The sequence below is a fragment of the Stenotrophomonas sp. GbtcB23 genome, from assembly GCF_019091045.1.
Classification (GTDB): Bacteria; Pseudomonadota; Gammaproteobacteria; order Xanthomonadales; family Xanthomonadaceae; genus Stenotrophomonas; species Stenotrophomonas rhizophila_A.
In genome coordinates this window covers 108,049-126,724 of sequence record NZ_JAGXKC010000006.1, presented here as the reverse complement: position 1 = coordinate 126,724, position 18,676 = coordinate 108,049, and the positions used below count along the sequence as shown (strand labels likewise).

Sequence of the window (18,676 nt, the reverse complement as noted above, 5' to 3'; positions counted from 1 at the left end):
GCGGAGTCTAAGCCCTGATCGGGTCAGGGCACTGTTCATCGCTGGCTCATTCGCCGCGCTCCAGGCGGGCGATCTCCTCGGCTCGGGCGGCAAGGATCAGGGCGGCGGCGCGCTCCTGGTCCATGTCCTCGATACCGAACTCGAGGATCTCATCGGCGGCCAGGTCCGACAGGTCCTCACTCGTACGCACACCGTGGCCGGCCAGGGCGTAGGCGGTTGCCTCGTCCATGCCTTCCAGGGCGAGCAGGTCTTCGGACGGCGAACCATCTTCCAGACCCTCTTCCACCGCAAGCGCTTCGTTGAGCAGCGCATCGCGGGCACGGGCACGCAGCTCTTCGACGATGTCTTCGTCGAAGCCTTCCACGGCCAGCAGTTCGCCGACCGGGACGTAGGCGATTTCTTCCACGGTGTTGAAGCCTTCGGTCACCAGGATGGCGGCGATTTCTTCATCCACTTCCAGCTTGTCCATGAACAGCTGGCGGGCAACGCCCTGCTCTGCCTCGGACTTGGCGGTCACCTGGTCCTGGGTCATCACATTGAGCTGCCAACCGGTCAGGCGGCTGGCCAGGCGCACGTTCTGGCCGCCCTTGCCGATCGCCTGGGCCAGGCGCTCTTCAGCGACGGCCAGGTCCATGGAGTGCTTGTCTTCATCGACGATGATGGACTGCACTTCCGCCGGCGCCATCGCATTGATGACGAAGTTGGCGGGGTTGTCGTTCCACAGCACGATATCCACGCGCTCGCCATTGAGCTCGTTGGACACCGCCTGCACGCGCGAACCGCGCATGCCGATGCAGGCGCCGATCGGATCGGTACGCGCATCGTGGGCGAGCACGGCGATCTTGGCGCGGTCGCCCGGATCGCGGGCACAGGCCTTGATCTCGACCAGGCCCTGGCCCACTTCCGGCACTTCGAGCTTGAACAGCTCGATCATGAATTCCGGGGCGGCGCGGCTGATGAACAACTGCGGGCCACGCGGTTCCGAACGGACTTCGGCCAGGTAACCGCGCACGCGGTCGCCAGCGCGCAGCACGTCGCGCGGAATGCCCTTGTCCTTCGGGATGAAGGCCTCGGCGTTGCCGCCCAGGTCCACGTAGATGTTGCCGCGCTCGGCACGCTTGACCACGCCGGTGACCAGCTCGCCCACGCGGTCCTTCCACGCATCGACCACCTGCTGGCGTTCGGCTTCGCGCACGCGCTGGACGATCACCTGCTTGGCCGCCTGCGCCGCGATGCGGCCGAAGTCCGGGTTTTCGATCTGCTCTTCGATGTAATCGCCCACTTCCACGCCTTCGGCTTCGTCGATGGCATCCATCAGACGAACCTGGCGGTCGGGCGATTCCATCACCACGTCATCGGCCACCACTTCCCAGCGGCGGAAGGTTTCGTAGGTGCCGTCCTTGTGGTCGATCGACACGCGCGCCAGCACTTCCTCATCGGGATAGCGCTTCTTCGCGGCCGACGCCAGTGCTGCTTCGATCGCATCGAAGATCACTTCACGCGGAACGCCTTTTTCATTGGCGACCGCGTCCACTACCAGCAAAAGTTCCTTGCTCATTGTTGGCTCACTCCGCGCGCGGCTTCTTGGCCGCCGGCTCGTTGGATGGTTTCTTGTTCGCCCTGCCACCCTGCTTGGGTGCCGGGCCAGTCGGTTTGGTCGGAGCCAGGCCGAGGGCGGCCCAGTCCGGCATGATGCGTGCCTTCTCGATATTCTCGACGTCGGCGGTAAACGGGGAATTGTCGACCTTGAAGGTGACGGTCTTCTGCTCGGCATCGACGCCGAGGATTTCGCCCTGCAGGCGACGACGGCCGTCCTGCGGCAGCTTCAGGGTGACCTTGGCCGACTCGCCCACCGCACGTTCGAAATGGTCGAAGGTGAACAGCGGACGATCCACGCCGGGCGAGGACACTTCCAGCGTGTAGTTGGCGGTGATCGGGTCTTCCACGTCCAGCTGGGCCGACACTTCGCGGCTCACGCGTTCGCAGTCGTCGATGTTGACGACACGCTCGGGCTGTTCTGCCAGCGGCACGTCGATATAGAGGCGCAGCGTTGCGCCGCCCGGGGCGGTCAGGTACTCCACACCCAGCAGCTCGAGACCCAGCGACTGAACGGTGGGGGCGAGCAGATTCGCGATTTCGGTTGCCTTGTCGCTCACAGTCTGCCTTGGTTCGTTGAAAGAGGTGCTGCCCCGGCGCACGGCCTGGGGCCCGGAAACAACAAAGGGCCCGCTGGGCCCCTTGTCCGGTACGACTCCGGTCATGCTGGATTCCGGTTGCAGATCACGCGCGGTGCGTGAAACTGCGAGCCCAGCCTTCCGGGGGGTCACGACTACCTGAGGGGAAGTCGCACGGCCCGGAAGCCGGTCGCGGGACGGTCCGCATTCCAGGGAATGGGTCCAGTCAGGTAGTCCGCTAAGCCGTGGATGATAGCGGTTGCACCGCGCTGGTGCAACGGGCGCGGACGCCAAAGGGCCGGATCCGCCCCTGCATTCAGCTTCGTTGATGCCCCTGCCCGCCCCAACGAAAAAAGCGACCCCGTTGCCAGGATCGCCTTTTCGTCTACTGCATCTGCACTGCAGATTTTCTGTGGTAGCGGGGGCAGGATTTGAACCTGCGACCTTCGGGTTATGAGCCCGACGAGCTGCCAGACTGCTCCACCCCGCAGCAGAAGCGGAATTGTAATGGGAGTTGCGGGTGCGTGCAACCCCCCTGCTCAGCCGGTACCAGTATGGCCATGCATGGCGCGCGGGTTCTGGTGACACTCACTGGCCACGTATGCGTCTTACGGTTCGTCCCAGCAGGGCCCAGGATCTACCGACGGGGTGAAGCGCGCTGTTCAGTACCGCCGTGCGGTACCGCGCCACTCCACTCTGAGGGAAAAAGCTGACCCGGCCCGCTTGACCGGTAATGTACGTACCCAACTCCGGGGCAGTTGATGTTCCTTTGAAGGTATCGATGCGCACGCCCAGCTTGTCGGACACCCGCTGCCCCTGCGAAGCCCATGTTCCCCCTCCGCCACCGAAACAGGATTGAAATTCCGTGCGCTTGAACGCGTACCCCGGACCGGCCGCTTGCTTGAGCTGTTGGGCAAGCCTCCCTCCGGTGACGGGCCCGTCTGATACGTTAACAAAGTAGTTTCCGTGTCCCACGATGATGTCCCGGTCAGGTTTGGAGTACAGAGTCAGGCCACCGACCCTGACGGACTCATTCTGCTGCAACGTGGGCGCGGCGGGCGGCGGACGCTGTGACGGCGCGACTGTTCTACCCGGCGCTGCGGCGCGGCGTAGGCCGTGCCCTCCCAACGCCGCAGCGGCTACGAGCCCGAGCACCATGGAGGCCCCGCCTAACAGGTTACTCAGCGACGCGTCGCCCTTTCCATGCGCAACAATTGCGCCTGCGCCCGCCCCCAGTGCCCCCACTGCGGCACCCCATGCAAGGTACTGAAAGAAGTGGCCAGTCGGGTCCGCGCAGTTGATTGGATCCGGGCAGTACGCGTACGCGTTGATTCCGCCCTCTCCGAACGGGCTCATGCTGTCATGACTGTGGAACCGCATCAGCACCGGATTGTAGATGCGATACCCATTGCCCAGGAACTGCCAGGCTGCGCCCGGCTCGTGCAGCTGGCCGTTGTAACCCAGCCAGCCGCGGGTGTCCTCGTGACGGCTGGCGCGTGGCGCGGTGCTGGCAAGTGACGGCATGGAACCCCCTTCGGCGCGCGGTCCGCACCAGGATTGTGTCCCCCGACGCGCCGATCATTGGTCCGGCAGAATTAAAACGTGGTGATGACCTCTCCCCGGCCCATTGCAGTCTCAGCGAGACCGCACTGCCTGCGCCGCACGGGCAACCACACGCATGCCCCGACCGACCGGGTGCAGCGCGGTGTTGAGCACCGAGGTGACCGTCCTGGCGACGCCGGTCTGCGGACGGAACACGGTGGATATGTGGTCGTCGGGACCCGCATTGGAGTTCCGCGCCTGCATTCCGTGGGTGCGCCCCCTGTATCCCCTGACCGGAACGTTGAGTTTGTTGGCCAACCGCTGCGCCTGCGACGCATAGCGCCCGCCGACGGCGGAGTAGCAGGACAGCATGTTGATCGGTTTGAAGCGATAGCCTGGGCCTACTGCCGTGCTCACCTGCTGGGCCAGCGCGTGCCCGCTCACCGCACTCGTGGAGCCGGTGGCGAAGGGAAGCCCATGGGCGACCAGCTCATCGCCGCGCGCTCCCGAGGCAAAGCGCAACCCGCCGATGCGCACGGTCCGGCCGGGCTGCACGGTTGGCACCGGTGGCGTGGTTGGGGGCACGCCGACTGCGGTCACGCGCGGGGACGCCCGCAGCATGTGCATTCCTCCTGCCGCCGCCATGCCCACGCCCAGCGCAACTGCGGCCAGGATACCGGCCGTGGTGCCCTCCCCCTTCGTCCCGGCCGCGGCCGAGCCCACCAAGGCCCCAGCGCCCGCCAACACGGCTGCGCCCACCACAAGCTGTGCGAAATGACCGCTGGGGTCGGCCAGGTTGATGGGATCGCCGCCGAATGCGGCATAGGCATTGAGGCCCCCTTCTGCAAACGGACTCAGACTGTCCGGGCGATGGAACCGCCTCAAAACGGGACTGTACACGCGATACCCGTTCCCCAGGATCTGCCACTGCGTACCGGCGCCATGCAGTTCACCGTGAAAGCCCAGCGACATGGCCGCATGCCTCACCGCAAGCCCGACAGCCGCTGCATCACGCCCGCCCGGGTTCTCCGGTTCAGCGCGGTATTGCGGATGGCCGTGTTGACCCGTGCCAGTCCGGTCTGGGGACGGAACACCCTGGCGTGGTACACGCCCATGGGCCTGTGGGTGAACGCATTGCCTGCGACCGGGCCCACGAAGCCGATGACCGGCTGCCCCAGGCCATCGGCCACCACCTGCGCCTGCGGCGCCGGCCCGGTCCCCGAGTTGCACGACAGATAGATCAGCGGCTTGTCGCCCAGCCCCTTCGACCTGAGAAACGCGGTCATCTCGGTACCGTCCATGGGCGTGTTGCCGACCAGGGACCCGTTGGAACTTCCATGGACGTCGAGCCAGTCCTTGTTCTTTCCGCGGTGGATGCGCACCTCTCCCAGGCGCGAGCTCGATTGCCTGCGGACCAGGGCGCGAGCGCCGAGCGCCGCCAGCGCCGCGACAGCAAAGGCGCCTCCCAGCACGGCCAGGAACTTTGCACTTTTGCTGTCGCCGGTGATGGCGACTGCACCGGACGCGCCGAACAACGCCACCGCGCCACCTCCGAGTAACGTCGCGATCGGCATCAGGAAGTGGCCGGTGGGATCGGCATGGTTGATCGGATCGCCAGCGCAATAGCTGTAGATGTTGATGCCACCACGGTCGAAGGGGCTGCTGTCGTCGGGGCTATGGAAGCGGCCCAGCCGCGGGTTGTAGATCCGGTAGCCATTGCCCAGGAACTGCCAGCACCGGCCCGGCTCGTGCAGCAGGCCGTTGTAGCCCGGACCGGTCCGCTCCTCCCGCTTGGCTGCGAGGCCCTGCTGGCCGCCGCCGGCACAGGAAGGGGCACGCGATGCGGTCATACCCAACGTGGCGTGGTCGCTTCTTCCCACCTCGCCGCCCCTGACCTGATGCTCGCCGAGCGCACCCTGGGCGAAGCGGCGGGCAGGGTGCGCGGTTGACGTAAACCCGTCGGCGAGAAGGAGGGCCGGGGTACCGGCAGGTCCGCACGGTTCGCCCCCCGAACCTGCGGCTGAGCACGATGGGTCGCAACCTTCGGCGGCGAATACGGCAAGGACGACGAACGGCGGGACGGGGTAGGCGAACCCAACCGCAGAGGTGTCGAGTGCGGGCTGGGCACGAGCGGTGCCGTCGGGGTCGGCGGTGTGATCGGGGGCGCCGACGCCGTGAGTGGCGTGGGCACGGGTGTGGCCGCCGGCGCGCCGACCGGAGTCGCCGCTGCAGGCTTGCGCTTGACCCAGGCGTGATGACCCAGCTTGAGGCTCATTCCGGCGAACATGACCGCTGCGGTAATCGACAGTGCCCGCTGGGTATCGTTCTTTGACGCCGCTGCAAGGCCGACAGCGGAAAGCGCCCCCGCTGTTGCGGCGACGACCAGGGCGACCAGCGGTGTCCTCAACCTGAAGCCAAGAAGATTGGCGGCGAACACGTTGAGCGACCAATGGCCACTGGGGTCCACCTGGTTGATCGGATCGAGCTGGCAATAGCCGTAGGCGTTGAGGCCACCCTTTCCGAATGGGCTCATGTCGTCGGGACTGTGGAAGCGCATCAGCACCGGGTTGTAGACGCGGTACCCGTTGCCGAGGATCTGCCAGGACCCTGCGGCCTCATGCAACACCCCGTTATAGCCCAGCGCGGACGTAGATAAGGACACGATTACCCCTGGCCGACTGGCCGACTTGTGCGTGTGTCCCCCGACAAGCCCACGAAATACGCCCACCGCAATTAAAAGGGCGTGTAGAGCGGGGCCCATGCCCCGCTGCCCCCGCCCTGCACCACCCAACAAAAAAGCGATCCCGTTGCCGGGATCGCTTTTTCGTCCACTGCCGCCGGCATGCACCGGGGCTATTTGGTAGCGGGGGCAGGATTTGAACCTGCGACCTTCGGGTTATGAGCCCGACGAGCTGCCAGACTGCTCCACCCCGCAGCAGAAGTGGTTGAGTTGATCCGTACCGCAACGATGTTCTGGCGAAACCGCTGCATCAACAACTCAGGAAACGAATATTACACTAATTGCGCAGCTTTGTATCGTTTTTCAGGCGAGATGCGCAAAAGCCTGCTGGCACCACACCATGATCGGGTTCCAGGCCAGGCCGAGCGCCAGCAGCGCCAGGGCGTTCACGCCCAGCACCACACCCAGCACGCGGTCGTTGTTGGCCGGCAGCGGCTCGCCCACCGGCTCATCGAAGTACATGACCTTGATGACACGCAGGTAGTAGAAGCAACCGATCACCGCACAGATGACGCCCAGGATGGCCAGCCACAGCATGCCGCCGTTGATGGCCGCGCCCAGCACCGCCAGCTTGGTCCAGAAGCCCAGGAACGGCGGGATGCCGGCCATGGATGCCATGATGCACAGGACCAGGCCTGCCATCCACGGGTTGCGGGCATTGAGGCCCTTCAGGTCGTCGATCTTCTCGGCTTCGAAGCCGTTGCGCGACAGCGCGATGATCGCGCCGAAACCGGCGGTGGACATGATCGCGTAGCTCAGCGCGTAGAACAGCGCGGCGGCATAGCCCCGCTCGCCGCCACCGGCGATGCCGAGCAGCAGGAAGCCGATGTGCGACACGGTCGAGTACGCCAGCATGCGCTTGAGGTTGCTCTGCGCGATCGCCATCAGGTTGCCGATCACCAGCGACAGCGCGGCCAGGCCACCAATGAGGTACTTCCACTCGTCCGACAGCGGGCCCACGCCCACTTCCAGCAGGCGGTAGGCCATGCCGAAGGCCGCCAGCTTCGGGGCCGAGCTGATGAACAGCGCAACCGGTGCCGGGGCACCCTGGTACACGTCGGGCAGCCACATGTGGAACGGGGCCGCACCCAGCTTGAAGGCCACGCCGGCGATCATGAACACCGCGCCGGTCAGCAGCAGCATCTTCTCGTCGGAGTTCGGGATGGCCGCGTTGATGGCATCCAGGTGCAGCGAACCGGTGGCGCCGTACACCAGAGACATGCCGTACAGCAGCAGGCCCGAGGCCAGCGAACCCAGCACGATGTACTTCATCGCCGCTTCGGTGGCCAGGCCGTTGTCACGGTTGCTGGCGACCAGCGCATAGGAGCACAGCGCCAGCAGTTCCAGGCCCAGGTACACCATCAGCAGGCTGCCGGCCGAGACCAGGATCATCATGCCGGAGGTGGCGAACAGGATCAGTACCGGGATTTCGCCCTGGAACAGATCGCGTTCGCGCAGGTAGCTCCAGCCATAGACCAGGGTCAGGCCGCTGCAGAGCACGATCACGGCCTTCATCACATCGGCCGCGGTATCGCGGACGAACATGCCGTGGAAGACCTCGCCCTGCCCGCCCACGCCGGTGGCGAGCATGAACAGCACGACCGCCAGTGCAGCGACCGAGAACAGGTGGGTCCAGATCTTGTTCTGCTTGCTGATGAACAGATCGAGGATCAACAGGGTGAACGCGCTGCCGATCAGCACCAGCTCCGGAGCGAGCGGCGGCAGGTCAGCGGCGGTCAGTGGCAACAGCGGCGAGGTGGTCATCATCAAATCCTGGAATTACAGCAACTTGCTGGATGCGATCTGCATCGCCAGCTTCGCGATCGAGGGTTCCATCAGGTCGGTCAGCGGCTTGGGATACAGACCCAGCGCCAGCGTACCCACGGCGAACACACCCAACACCAGCCATTCACGGCCGTTGATGTCCTTCAGTTCGGCCACATGCGCGTTGGCCACTTCACCGAAGAACACGCGCTTGTACAGCCACAGCGTGTAGGCAGCGGTGATCACCAGCGTGGTTGCGGCGGCCAGGGCCAGCCACGGATTACGCTGGAAGCTGGCCATGATGATCATGAACTCGCCCACGAAACCGCTGGTGCCCGGCAGGCCGGCATTGGCCATGAAGAACAACATGGCGAAGGTGGCGAACCACGGCATCACGTTGACCACGCCGCCGTAATCGGCGATGCGGCGGCTGTGCATGCGGTCGTACAGCACGCCCACGCAGGAGAACATCGCGCCGGACACGAAGCCGTGCGAGACCATCTGCACCATCGCGCCCTGCAGGCCCAGGCGGGCCGCATCGGCGTTGCCGGCGTCACGCACCAGCCACAGGGCAATGAAGGTGCCCAGGGTGACAAAGCCCATGTGCGCGATCGACGAATAGGCGATCAGCTTCTTCATGTCGTCCTGGACCAGGGCGACCAGGCCGACGTAGATCACCGCGATCAGCGACAGCGCGATGACCAGCCATGCCCATTCCTGCGAAGCATCCGGCACGATCGGCAGGTTGAAGCGCAGGAAGCCGTAGCCACCGATCTTCAGCGCGATGGCGGCCAGGATCACCGAACCGGCGGTCGGCGCTTCCACGTGGGCGTCCGGCAGCCAGGTGTGGACCGGGAACATCGGCACCTTGACCGCGAAGGCGATCAGGAAGGCGAAGAAGATCCAGGTCTGCTCCTGGGCCGACAGCTGCAGCTGGTACAGGTCGGCCAGCTGGAAGCTGCCGCCCTTCAGGTACAGGTAGATCAGCGCCACCAGCATCAGCACCGAGCCGAGGAAGGTGTACAGGAAGAACTTCAGCGCGGCGTAGATGCGGCGCGGGCCGCCCCAGACACCGATGATCAGGAACATCGGGATCAGCATCGCTTCGAAGAACACGTAGAACAGCATCGCGTCGGTCGCAGCGAAGATGCCCACGGTGACGCCTTCGAGGATCAGGAAGGCGGCCACGTACTGGTTGACCCGCTTGTCGATGGCGCTCCAGGCACCGATCAGCGCCAGCACCGAGACCAGGGTGGTCAGCAGGATCAGCGCAATGGCGATGCCATCCACGCCCAGGTTGTAGCCGATGTCGTAGGCCGGGATCCAGGCGCGGGTCTCGACGAACTGCAGTGCGTCGTTGGCCACGTCGTAGCCGCTGAGCAGCGACAGGCTGATCACGAAGGTCAGCACCGCCACGCCCAGCGACGCCCAACGGGCGGTCTGCGCATCACGGATGGCAAGGATCAAGGCACCGCCGAGGATCGGCAGCCAGATGAGAACACTGAGTAGAGGCCAGTTCGACACGTCTTCTTATTCCGTACAGGTCATCAACGCAGGTAATGCATCAGGACGCCCAGGAGGGCAATCAGGCCGATGATCATCGCGAAGGCGTAGTGATAGAGGAAACCGGATTGGGTGCGACGCAGCAGGTTGGCCGCCAGATCGATCAGGCGTGCCGAACCGTTGACCACCACACCATCGACGATGTTCGTGTCGATCGCGCGCGAAACCTTGCCCAGCTTGATGCCGCCACCGGCGAAACCGCCGATCCAGAGCTTGTCGAACCCGTACTTGTTCTCCAGCACCGACACCAGCGGCGCAAAGGTCTTGCGCGACTTCGTGGCCAGTTCCGGCTTCCACAGGTAGAACAGGGCCGCCAGCAGGAAGCCTGCCACGGTCAGGAAGAAGGCCGGAGCCATCATGCCGTGCAGGGCGAACGCCACCGGACCATGGAACTCTTCCGCCAGGGCACCAATGGTGTTGCGTGCCGGGTCGTAGAAATCGACCACGCCGGTGAAGAACGAATGCACCTGGCCCGGGATGCCGTGCTCGGCATGGTGACCGGCCCAGTCGGTGCCGTACAGCATCGGACCGATGCTGAAGAAACCGATGAAGATGGACGGGATCGCCAGCAGGATCAGCGGCAGCGTCACCACCCACGGAGTTTCGTGCGGCTCATGCGGACCGTGGCCATGGCCGTGGTCGTCATGGTGCGCGTCACCGTGGTGGGCGTCGCCATGATGGGCATCGGCATGCGCATCAGCGGCATGGTGATCGTCATGGCCATGGCCATGATCATCATGCGCGTCGCGGAAGCGTTCCTTGCCATGGAAGGTCAGGAACAGCAGGCGGAAGCTGTAGAAGCTGGTGACGATCACGCCACCCAGCACGGCCCAGTAGCCATAGGTCGCCACCCAGCTCGACGACACGTGCGCGTGGTGCTGCGCGGCCTCGATGATGGTGTCCTTGGAGTAGAAGCCGGAGAAGAAAGGCGTACCGACCAGGGCCAGGGTGCCGATCCACATGGTGATGAAGGTGATCGGCATGTACTTGCGCAGGCCGCCCATCTTGCGCATGTCCTGCTCGTGGTGCATGGCGATGATCACCGAGCCCGCGCCGAGGAACAGCAGCGCCTTGAAGAAGGCGTGGGTCATCAGGTGGAACACGGCCGCCGAATAGGCCGACACGCCCAGCGCCACGGTCATGTAACCCAGCTGGGACAGCGTGGAGTACGCGACCACGCGCTTGATGTCGTTCTGCACGATGCCGATCAGGCCGGTGAAGAACGCGGTGGTGGCACCGATGAACAGCACGAAGTTCAGCGCGGTCTGCGACAGCTCGAACAGCGGCGACATGCGGGTGACCATGAAGATGCCCGCGGTGACCATCGTCGCGGCGTGGATCAGCGCCGAGATCGGGGTCGGGCCTTCCATCGAGTCCGGCAGCCACACGTGCAGCGGAACCTGGGCCGACTTGCCCATGGCGCCGATGAACAGGCAGATGCAGATGATGGTGGCGGTCGCCCAGATGACCGGTGCCTCGGTGATCTGGAGGGAGCTGCCAAACAGGCTGATCGCACCGGACCACACCTGGATGTGCGAGTACTGGCTGTTGACCAGCATGTCCGAGGCATTGGCGAACACGGTGGCGTAGTCCAGCGAACCGAACACCCACAGCACGCCGGCAATACCCAGGATGAAGCCGAAATCACCCACGCGGTTGACCAGGAACGCCTTCATGTTGGCGAAGATCGCGGTCGGGCGCTTGAACCAGAAGCCGATCAGCAGGTACGACACCAGGCCCACCGCTTCCCAGCCGAAGAACAGCTGCAGGAAGTTGTTGCTCATCACCAGGGTGAGCATCGAGAAGGTGAACAGCGAGATGTAGCTGAAGAAGCGCTGGTAGCCCGGGTCATCCTGCATGTACCCGATGGTGTACACGTGGACCAGGAAGGACACGAAGGTGACCACGACCATCATCATCGCGGTCAGCTTGTCGATCATGAAACCGACATGCGCCGAATACTGGCCGACCTCGAAGAAGGTGTAGACGTTCTGGTTGAACGGCTGCGCGCCGCCCCACAGCAGCTGGTAGAACACGTAGCTGGACAGCACGCAGCTGACCGCGACACCCAGGATGGTCACGGTCTGCGCGCCGATGCGCCCTACCTGACGACCGAACAGGCCAGCGATGATGCTGCCGACCAGCGGTGCAAGCACCACTGCGATCAACAGACTCTTGGAGAGAGTAATTTCCATCTACGGATCAGCCCTTCAGCGAATCGACTTCGCCGACATTGATGGTGCGGCGGGTACGGAACAGGGTTACCAGGATCGCGAGGCCGATCGCGGCCTCGGCCGCGGCCACGGTGAGGATGAAGAACACGAACAGCTGCCCGGCCGTGTCGCCCATTTCGCGCGAGAACCCGACGAAGTTGATGTTCACCGACAGCAGCATCAGTTCGATGGACATCAACAGCACGATGATGTTCTTGCGGTTGAGGAAGATGCCGGCGAGGCTGATGCAGAACAGCAGCGCGCCGAGTGCCAGGATATGACCGAGGGTGATCACGGGGCAGCCTCCTCGTTGCCGGACGGCTTGGTGTTGGTGTGGACCACCGGGGTTTCCGACGCCATCTTGACCACGCGCAGGCGGTCGCGGCCCTTGACCATGGTCTGCTCGGTCGGGTTCTGGGTCTTCAGGCCGGTGCGGCGACGCAGGGTCAGCATCACGGCAGCGACCACGGCCACGGTCAGGATGACGGCGGCGAACTCGAACGGCAGCAGGTATTCGGTGAACAGGCTGCGTGCCAGCCAGGTGATGTTGGAGCTGTCGGCGGCCAGAGCGGCGGCGTTGTCGGCCGGCAGCGGGTTGACCGCCCTGCCCTTCACGCCGATCAGGATCAGCATCTGCACCAGCATGGTGACCGCGACCACCAGGCCGAGCGGCAGGTAACGGACCCAGCCTTCGCGCAGGTTGGAGGCGTCGATGTCGAGCATCATCACCACGAACAGGAACAGCACCATCACCGCGCCGACGTAGACCAGCACCAGTGCCACGCCGAGGAACTCAGCCCCGACCAGGATCCAGATGCAGGCCACGGAGAAGAAGGTCAGGATCAGGCACAGCACGGCGTAGACCGGATTGCGCACGCTGATCACCGCCGCAGCGGAAATGCCCGCCACGATGGAGAAGACCCAGAAGAAGATATTTACCCAATCCATCATTCAACCTCAGCGGAAAGCGGCATCGGCGGCACGACGCTCGGCGATTTCGGCTTCAAGCCGATCACCGATGGCCAGCAGCTGCGGCTTGGTAACGATGTTTTCGCCACGGTTCTCGAAGTGGTACTCGAGAATATGGGTCTCGACGATCGAGTCCACCGGGCAGCTTTCTTCGCAGAAGCCGCAGAAGATGCACTTGAACAGATCGATGTCGTAGCGGGTGGTACGGCGGGTGCCGTCTTCGCGCTTGGCCGAATCGATGGTGATGGCCAGCGCCGGGCACACCGCTTCGCACAGCTTGCAGGCGATGCAGCGCTCTTCCCCGTTGGGGTAGCGGCGCAGCGCATGCAGGCCACGGAAACGCGGCGACTGCGGGAACTTCTCCATCGGGTACATCAGCGTGTACTTGGGCTTGAACGTGTACTTCAGGGTCAGCCACAGACCGCCGAGCAGCTCGAGCAGGAGCAGGCTTTTGAAGTAATGGGTAATTCGATTCATCACTTAGACGCCCTTCTGGATCACGCCGTAGAACACCATCACAGCCGTTACCGCAATCCACGCGATGGTGAGCGGGATGAAGACCTTCCAGCCCAGACGCATGATCTGGTCATAACGGAAACGCGGGAAGCTGGCACGGAACCAGATGTAGGCGCTGGCGAAGAAGAACACCTTCAACAGCAGCCACGGGGCACCGCCCTTCCAGATCCAGTCGATCCACGGCGAGATGTCCGCCGTGATCCAGCCCTGGAACGGGCTCAGCCAACCGCCGAGGAAGAAGATCGAGATCAGGAAGCTGATCAGGATCATGTTGGCGTATTCGGCCAGGAAGAACAGCGCGAACGCACCACCGGAGTACTCGACCATGTGGCCGGCGACGATTTCCGATTCACCTTCCACCACGTCGAACGGCGCGCGGTTGGTTTCGGCAACGCCGGACACCCAGTACACGATGAACAGCGGGAACAGCGGAATCAGGAACCAGTCGAAGAAGCCGGAGTTGCCGGCCTGCGCCATCACGATGTTGCTCAGGTTCAGGCTGCCGGCCGCGATCATCACGCCGACCAGGGCAAAGCCCATGGCGATTTCGTAACTGATCATCTGCGCCGAGGCGCGCATGGCACCCAGGAAGGCGTACTTGGAGTTGGACGCCCAACCGGCCAGGATGATGCCGTACACGCCCAGCGAGGTCATCGCCAGCAGGTACAGCAGGCCGGCGTTGGCGTTGGACAGCACCACCTGCGCATCGAACGGCACCACCGACCAAGCCGCGAAGGCCGGTGCCAGGGTGATCAGCGGCGCCAGCACGAACATCGCCTTGTGCGAGCTCGCCGGCTGGATGATCTCCTTGAACAGCAGCTTGAAGACGTCGGCGAAGGCCTGGAAGATGCCCATGCCCACGTACATCGGGCCGTGGCGGACGTGCATCCAGCCGATCAGCTTGCGTTCCCAGACCACGAAGAATGCCACCGCGATGATCACCGGCATGGCGATCACCAGGATCTTCAGCACGATCCACAGCAGCGCGCCGATCTCACCCAGGCCCAGGAGCCATTGGTGGAGCGGGTCGACCGCGTTCAACAGCAATTCGTTCATGCAGCCACCACCGTTACGCGTGCGGCACCCAGCGGTGCGGTTGCACCGTGGCCCGATTCAATCCAGACCGAGCCCGCGGCGACGCGGGCGTCGACCACCACCGGCAGCGTGGCGCGACCGGCATCGGTGCCGACCTTGGCCATCTGCCCTTCGACCAGCTGCAGGCGGGCGGCGTCATCGGCATTGAGCACGATGCGCGGCGCGGCGTTGAGCGGGTGCGACTGCAGCGCCTGGGCGCGGCGGACCACCGCATCGGTGCGGTAGATCGCAGCGGTGGACGCCACTTCCAGGCCGTCGCCGGTCACTGGCGTTGCCGCCGAGGTGGACACGGTGACGCTGACCGGAGCCAGGCTGGCCCGCAGGCCGGCCAGGTCGGTGAACTCGAAACCGGCCAGGGCCAGTTCGCCGCCCAGTGCGCGCAGCACGCGCCAGCCTTCACGGGCCTCGCCCGGCAGCTTGCCGCCGGCACGGGCCGACTGCTCGCGACCATCGAGGTTGGTCAGGGTGGCGTCGATTTCCGGCAGCGCGCCAATCGGCAGGATCACATCGGCCACATCGCGGGTCGAGGCGCAGGCGAACTGGCTGAACGCCACCACCTGGGCACCGGCCAGCGCCTTGCGGGCGGCGGCGGTATCGGCGAAATCCAGGCCCGGCTCGATGCCGTACAGGGCATAGGCCTTGCGCGGCTGGGCCAGCATGGCGCTGACGTCCTTGCCGGCCGGCAGCACGCCGGCGCGGGACAGGCCCACGGCATTGGCGCCCTGCGGAATGCGGCACAGCTTGGCGCCGGTGGCGGCGGCGAAGTCACGCGCGGCAGCGCGGATCGCGGCAGCCTGCGGGTGGTTTTCGGCGATGCCACCGACGATCAGCACGGCGGTGCCGGTCACGGCCTGGCGCAGGTCGGCGTTGCCCAGGGCCTCGACGAACTTCGACGGGGCCACGATCTGCTTGCCGGCCAGCTTGAAGGCGAAATCGAAATCGACCGGGTTGATCGCGTGGATCTTCGCGTTGCGCGTGGTCTGCGCCTTGCGCAGGCGGGCGTGCAGCAGCGGCAGCTCGTGGCGGATGTTGCTGCCGAGCACGACGATGCTGTCGGCGCCTTCGATCTCGGCCAGCGACAGGCCGAAGATCTCGGCAGTGGCGGCGTCGGAGAAGTCGCGGTTGTTGATGCGGTGGTCGATGTTGCCGGTGCCCAGGCCGCTGGCGAGACGGGCCAGCAGGGCACCCTCCTCGTTCGAGGCCGACGGGTGCACCAGCACGCCGAGGTCGTCGCCCTTGTTGGCCGACAGGATCTCGCGGGCAGCGGCCAGGCCTTCAGCCCAGCTCACTTCCTGCCATTCGCCATTGACCTTGCGCAGCGGCTTGACGGCGCGGTCGGCGCTGTACAGGCCCTGGTGCGAATAACGGTCGCGGTCGGACAGCCAGCATTCGTTGACCAGTTCATTGTCGCGCGGCACCGAACGCAGCACTTCGCCGCGGCGAACGTGCAGGAACAGGTTCGAGCCCATCGCGTCGTGGTAACCCAGCGATTCGCGCGCGGTCAGTTCCCACGGACGGGCGCGGAACTGGAACACCTTGTTGGTCAGCGCGCCGACCGGGCACACGTCGACGACGTTGCCGGACAGCTCGGTGGTCAGCGGCTTGCCGTCGTAGGTGCCGATCTGCAGGTTTTCACCACGATACATGCCACCCAGTTCATAGGTACCGGCGACGTCGGCGGTGAAGCGGACGCAGCGGGTGCACTGGATGCAGCGGGTCATTTCGGTGGCGACCAGCGGACCGATGTCCTCGTCGGGCACCACGCGCTTGCGCTCATTGAAGCGGCTCACCGAACGGCCGTAGCCGAGCGAGACGTCCTGCAGCTCGCACTCGCCGCCCTGGTCGCAGATCGGGCAGTCCAGCGGGTGGTTGATGAGCAGGAACTCCATCACCGAACGCTGGAACTTCAGGGCCTTTTCGCTGCGGGTGGCAACCTTCATGCCATCCATCACCGGGGTGGCGCAGGCCGGCGCAGGCTTGGGCGACTTTTCAACGTCGACCAGGCACATGCGGCAGTTGGCCGCGATCGGCAGCTTCTCGTGGTAGCAGAAGCGCGGGATCGAAATGCCCGCCTTGTCGGCGGCCTGGATGATCATCGAGCCCTTGGGCACGACCAGGGACTGGCCGTCGATTTCGACGGTCACATGCCCTTCCGGCACGATCGCCGGGGTGCCACCAGGATTGTTGGGTTGCGCGCTCATGCGGCGGCTGCCTCCACCTTCTTGCCGTCAACCATCGAATGACCGTTGACGATGTAGTACTCGAATTCGTCCCAGAACTGGCGCAGGAAGCCCTGGATGGGCCATGCCGCCGCTTCACCGAACGCGCAGATGGTGTGGCCTTCGATCTGGCCGGCCACTGCCTTCAACTGGTGCAGGTCTTCCATGGTGGCCTTGCCGGCGACGATGCGCTCGAGCACGCGGTGCATCCAGCCGGTGCCTTCACGGCACGGGGTGCACTGGCCACAGGATTCCTTGTGGAAGAACTGGCTGATGCGGCAGGCGAACTTGACGCAGCACACGCTGTCGTCGAGTACCACGATGGCACCCGACCCCAGGCCGGTGCCCAGGGCACGCAGGGTGTCGTAGTCCATCTGCAGGCCCTTGAGCTCTTCGGCCTTCAGCACCGGCATCGAGACGCCGCCCGGCACCGCGCCCTTGAGGGTGCGGCCCGGCTTGAGCCCGCCGGCCATTTCCAGCAGTTCGTCGAAGGTGGTGCCCAGCGGCACTTCGAAGTTGCCGCCCTTCTGCACGCAACCGGAGACCGAGAAGATCTTCGGGCCGCCGTTCTTGGTCAGGCTCAGGCCCTGGAACCACTCCGGGCCGTTGCGGATGATCGCCGGCACCGAGGCATAGGTCTCGGTGTTGTTGATCGTCGACGGCTTGCCGTACAGGCCGAAGTTGGCCGGGAACGGCGGCTTGTAGCGCGGCTGGCCCTTCTTGCCTTCCAGCGACTCCATCAGCGCGGTTTCTTCGCCGCAGATGTAGGCACCTGCGCCGAGCGCGCCATAGATGTCGATGTCCACGCCGCTGCCGAGGATGTCCTTGCCCAGCCAGCCGTTCGCATACGCGTCGGCCAGGGCCTGCTCGAAGTTCTCGAACGGCTCGTGGTGGAATTCACCACGCAGGTAGTTGTAGCCCACGGTGCTGCCGGTGGCGTAGCAGGCGATCGCCATGCCTTCCACCACCGAATGCGGGTTGTAACGCAGGATGTCGCGGTCCTTGCAGGTACCCGGCTCGGATTCGTCCGAGTTGCACAGGATGTACTTCTGCATGGTGCCCTTGGGCATGAAGGACCACTTCAGGCCGGTCGGGAAGCCGGCGCCACCGCGGCCACGCAGGTTCGACTGCTTGACCATCTCGATGACCTGCTCCGGCGAGATCTTCTCTTCGAGGATCTTGCGCAGGGCGGCATAGCCACCGGTCTTGAGGTAGTTCTCGTACGACCACGGGGTGTCGTAGTGCAAGGTGGTGTAGACCACCTGGTGCGGCAGCGGTGCGGGACCGACCGGACCCTGGGGTGCGTGATGATGTGCCATGTCTTACTCCAACCCGTCCAGCAGCTCGTCGACTTTCTCGACGGTCAGGCGCTCGTGGTAATGGCCGTTGATGACCATCATCGGCGCACCGGCGCAACCGGCCAGGCATTCTTCTTCACGCTTGAGGTAGATGCGGCCATCGGCGGTGGACTGGCCGGTCCTGCAGCCGAGCTTCTTTTCGGCATGCGCGACCAGGTCTTCGGCGCCGTTCAACCAGCAGCTGATGTTGGTGCAGAAGGCAACGTTGTGGCGGCCGACCTTTTCCAGCTCGAACATCGAGTAGAAACTGGCCACTTCGTAGGCCCACACCGGCGGCAGGTCCAGGTACTTGGCCACGCCGGCGATCAGCTCGTCGGTCAACCAACCGGCGTTCTGTTCCTGGGCGGCGTGCAGGCCCTGCAGCACCGCCGAACGCTTGCGGTCCGGCGGGAACTTGGACAGCCAGTGATCGATGTGCGCGCGCGTCTTGTCGCTCAACACCACCATCGGGTCGACGTCGCGCGCCGCCTCGAAATTACCCGTCGCCTTCATCGGCCGACCTCAGCGAATACCAAATCGTTAA

At 64.8% G+C, this 18,676-nt stretch carries 16 protein-coding genes and 2 tRNA genes; all 18 read right to left on the bottom strand.

Translation table 11 applies throughout. The features are described from left to right. Positions 1–46: 46 nt before the first annotated feature. The 18 genes from nusA to nuoE all read right to left on the bottom strand — a co-directional run bounded on the left by nusA (position 47) and on the right by nuoE (position 18,645). Positions 47–1,558 (bottom strand): transcription termination factor NusA, encoded by a 1,512-nt coding sequence (nusA, locus tag KVS69_RS04535; protein ID WP_068853387.1) that lies wholly within the window; start codon positions 1,556–1,558, stop codon positions 47–49. 7 nt (positions 1,559–1,565) lie between these two features. Next, the gene (gene rimP / locus KVS69_RS04530; RefSeq protein ID WP_217537257.1) at positions 1,566–2,156 is read right to left on the bottom strand and encodes a ribosome maturation factor RimP; all 591 of its coding nucleotides are present in this window, start codon (positions 2,154–2,156) and stop codon (positions 1,566–1,568) included. Between the two features lie 431 nt (positions 2,157–2,587). Further along, positions 2,588–2,664: transfer RNA gene (locus KVS69_RS04525), tRNA-Met, on the bottom strand. Between the two features lie 98 nt (positions 2,665–2,762). Beyond that, positions 2,763–3,698, bottom strand: a complete 936-nt coding sequence (locus KVS69_RS04520; protein WP_217537254.1) for an RHS repeat-associated core domain-containing protein — start codon at positions 3,696–3,698, stop codon at positions 2,763–2,765. Positions 3,699–3,809: 111 nt separating this feature from the next. Then, the gene (locus tag KVS69_RS04515) at positions 3,810–4,688 is read right to left on the bottom strand and encodes an RHS repeat-associated core domain-containing protein (protein ID WP_217537251.1); all 879 of its coding nucleotides are present in this window, start codon (positions 4,686–4,688) and stop codon (positions 3,810–3,812) included. A gap of 11 nt (positions 4,689–4,699) precedes the next feature. Next, positions 4,700–5,566, bottom strand: coding sequence for an RHS repeat-associated core domain-containing protein (locus tag KVS69_RS04510; protein WP_217537247.1), 867 nt, complete (start codon positions 5,564–5,566; stop codon positions 4,700–4,702). Then, positions 5,563–6,378, bottom strand: coding sequence for an RHS repeat-associated core domain-containing protein (locus tag KVS69_RS04505; RefSeq protein ID WP_217537244.1), 816 nt, complete (start codon positions 6,376–6,378; stop codon positions 5,563–5,565). Before KVS69_RS04505 ends, KVS69_RS04510 begins: the two co-directional genes overlap by 4 nt. A gap of 196 nt (positions 6,379–6,574) precedes the next feature. Next, positions 6,575–6,651, bottom strand: a tRNA-Met gene (locus KVS69_RS04500). A 108-nt stretch (positions 6,652–6,759) separates the two neighbouring features. Continuing rightward, a complete protein-coding gene (nuoN, locus tag KVS69_RS04495; RefSeq protein ID WP_184126535.1) occupies positions 6,760–8,220 on the bottom strand; it encodes an NADH-quinone oxidoreductase subunit NuoN in 1,461 nt (486 codons plus the stop codon). Positions 8,221–8,235: 15 nt separating this feature from the next. Further along, the gene (locus KVS69_RS04490) at positions 8,236–9,744 is read right to left on the bottom strand and encodes an NADH-quinone oxidoreductase subunit M (protein WP_068853397.1); all 1,509 of its coding nucleotides are present in this window, start codon (positions 9,742–9,744) and stop codon (positions 8,236–8,238) included. A gap of 23 nt (positions 9,745–9,767) precedes the next feature. Beyond that, complete coding sequence (nuoL, locus tag KVS69_RS04485) at positions 9,768–11,978, bottom strand: NADH-quinone oxidoreductase subunit L (RefSeq protein ID WP_217537241.1); 2,211 nt, start codon at positions 11,976–11,978, stop codon at positions 9,768–9,770. 7 nt (positions 11,979–11,985) lie between these two features. Continuing rightward, complete coding sequence (gene nuoK, locus KVS69_RS04480) at positions 11,986–12,291, bottom strand: NADH-quinone oxidoreductase subunit NuoK (protein ID WP_068853402.1); 306 nt, start codon at positions 12,289–12,291, stop codon at positions 11,986–11,988. Beyond that, positions 12,288–12,947: an NADH-quinone oxidoreductase subunit J gene (locus KVS69_RS04475; RefSeq protein WP_217537239.1), complete on the bottom strand. Its 660-nt coding sequence runs from the start codon at positions 12,945–12,947 to the stop codon at positions 12,288–12,290. The genes nuoK and KVS69_RS04475 overlap by 4 nt, the downstream gene beginning before the upstream one ends. Positions 12,948–12,953: 6 nt before the next feature. Continuing rightward, positions 12,954–13,442, bottom strand: coding sequence for an NADH-quinone oxidoreductase subunit NuoI (gene nuoI, locus KVS69_RS04470; RefSeq protein ID WP_068853404.1), 489 nt, complete (start codon positions 13,440–13,442; stop codon positions 12,954–12,956). 3 nt (positions 13,443–13,445) lie between these two features. Beyond that, complete coding sequence (gene nuoH / locus KVS69_RS04465) at positions 13,446–14,537, bottom strand: NADH-quinone oxidoreductase subunit NuoH (protein WP_093532776.1); 1,092 nt, start codon at positions 14,535–14,537, stop codon at positions 13,446–13,448. Beyond that, the gene (nuoG, locus tag KVS69_RS04460) at positions 14,534–16,777 is read right to left on the bottom strand and encodes an NADH-quinone oxidoreductase subunit NuoG (protein WP_217537236.1); all 2,244 of its coding nucleotides are present in this window, start codon (positions 16,775–16,777) and stop codon (positions 14,534–14,536) included. Before nuoG ends, nuoH begins: the two co-directional genes overlap by 4 nt. Further along, positions 16,774–18,114 carry an NADH-quinone oxidoreductase subunit NuoF gene (nuoF, locus tag KVS69_RS04455; RefSeq protein ID WP_093532774.1) on the bottom strand — a complete coding sequence of 447 codons (1,341 nt, stop codon included), beginning with the start codon at positions 18,112–18,114 and terminating at the stop codon, positions 16,774–16,776. The genes nuoG and nuoF overlap by 4 nt, the downstream gene beginning before the upstream one ends. A gap of 3 nt (positions 18,115–18,117) precedes the next feature. Continuing rightward, positions 18,118–18,645: an NADH-quinone oxidoreductase subunit NuoE gene (gene nuoE / locus KVS69_RS04450; protein WP_042614963.1), complete on the bottom strand. Its 528-nt coding sequence runs from the start codon at positions 18,643–18,645 to the stop codon at positions 18,118–18,120. Positions 18,646–18,676 lie beyond the last annotated feature (31 nt).